The 2,080-nt window shown below is 28.8% G+C and carries 1 protein-coding gene; it reads left to right on the forward strand.

Features of this window, described 5'->3' with window-relative positions; genetic code table 11:
- Window positions 1-133: 133 nt before the first annotated feature.
- Window positions 134-1,828 (forward strand): hypothetical protein, encoded by a 1,695-nt coding sequence (locus tag ACFQ1M_RS09720; protein WP_386407565.1) that lies wholly within the window; start codon window positions 134-136, stop codon window positions 1,826-1,828.
- Window positions 1,829-2,080: the final 252 nt, after the last annotated feature.

Below are 2,080 nucleotides of genomic sequence, written 5' to 3' on the forward strand. Positions count from 1 at the left end.
CTGTTCCTTTCCTGAAAATTCCTTCGGAATTTTCACAGGTTCACGATTGTTTGCTAAATTGAATGCCGAATCGCCGCAACAGGATCATACACGCGGCCGTTAGGCACAAGTTTCCAAGCACACCGAAAAATCTATGATAAAAATTATACAAAGACTCGAATTTGAGGATGTGTTTCCTGAAGAAGAAAAACAAGAAGTTTTATTTTACCTTAAAAAGATTTCCAGAGAAACACTTCTAAAAAGCATAGGCTTTTTCAATACGAATAACTTACCGAATTTTGATAATTTTTTCTCTAACCCAGAAATTGCGAAAGATATTTATGATAGGGTTGTTGACTACAGCAAAAAGAATAATATCAAAAACAAACCAGAAACTGTTTCTAAACACGCAAGTTTAAAATTATCTGAACTTATATTATCCAATAGAAAAGAACTTTTAGAAGACAATGAAAACTCTTCTATCGATGAAGACGAAATAAATCTATTCAAGGCATTCTTGGTTGTAAATAGAGAAATCAATAAGAATCAAAATTTGGAAAGTACATCAGATTCCAATTTGGAAAAATTGGTTGATTTTAGTGTAATTTTCAATTTTCCACTATCCGATTTGGCAATTTTTGAAAATGACGATTTAGAATTTTTAAAACTAATATATACGACTCTGGTTAAAGTAGAATTTCTATTTGATTTTTTAAACTCGGAACCTGAATTTGAAAATTTAAAGGTACACTTGATTGCATCTTTTAATACTGACAACGAAGAAGATTTTTTCAAAGAAATGAAATATCTCTTTGGTAAATTATTAGAGTTAAAAACAAGCAACAATTATATATTTAAAGTAGAGGATGAAAATTCGGAGAAATTCCTGACCTCAATGACGTCTGATGATATATTGACTGACGAAGATTTTACATATATCAAAATTAATCCGATATATAAAATAGAAGAGCATACCTACTCAATTGTTAATTATTTCTATGTAATCGATAAATTCTACCGTAGTTCTAAATTTAAAATAAAAGAAATCTATGAATCTGATTCTGCGTTAAAGTCAAAATATGGTAACTTCTTTAACTTTTTTAATAAAGAGTTTTCTGAAAATTTTCTAATGAAAAAAGTCTTGGATGAAATCTTCCATAAACCATATTTTATTAAAAAAACCGAATCGGACACAGAACTTCCAGGTGAACCTGATTATTACTTAAGACACAACAATAACATATTCGTATTCGAAAACAAAGACGTTTTAATAGCAAAAGCTGTAAAAGCATCTGCTGATATTGAAAAAATTAATGAAACTCTAAAAATTAAATTTTTAGGAGATGAAAACCATAAAGTTGGAATAGGTCAATTAATTAATACAATTGAGGAAATTCTCGAAAAGAAATTCCGTTTTGATTCTCATGTTAATTCAAAGAATAATTTAAAGATTTACCCTATTCTATTAGTTCACGATAGGATATTTCAGACTTTAGGAATTAACTACAGATTGAATAGTTGGTATCTAGAAAGTTTAGAAGAAAGATTAAGTGACAAATTTAATTTATCAAACATTAAGAGTTTAACAGTAATAGATATTGATACAATTATACTTTGGTCGCCTTATTTAAAAGAAAAGGATAAAAGATTCAAAGATATTTTAGACAGTCATCTGAACAAATTAAACTCAAAATTTAAGATTAATACACCGAATTATGAATATGGTTTGGAAATAGCAAATAAACGTTTGACAGACAAAATTACACCAATAACATATAGAAATATTCCATATAATTTACCAACGGAATTATTTATTGATAAATTTAGAGGTGTATTAAAAGAAGAATAAAAAAACCAGTGCCTAACAATGGCTATAAGTAATTGCTTGTTCTCGCCTACTTCTGAAAATCCTCGCGGATTTTCAGTTTGGTGCATACTTGCAAAATTTCGTGCTAACCCACGCAACTACTCATAGCCGAGACCGTTAGGTGCAAATTTGTCTTGTCCTGAAATATGGCTACAGGTTAAAATTGATTTACGCTGTTTTTAAATATACCATATTTGGTGTTCTATAGTCTAAAGATAAATGTAATCTGATTTC

The organism is Sungkyunkwania multivorans (assembly GCF_042675645.1).
Taxonomy (GTDB): Bacteria; Bacteroidota; Bacteroidia; order Flavobacteriales; family Flavobacteriaceae; genus Sungkyunkwania; species Sungkyunkwania multivorans.

Coding starts and splice junctions, on each gene's coding strand:
- ACFQ1M_RS09720 (WP_386407565.1), top strand. CDS start 134: ATGATAAAAATTATACAAAGACTCGAATTTGAGGATGTGTTTCCTGAA.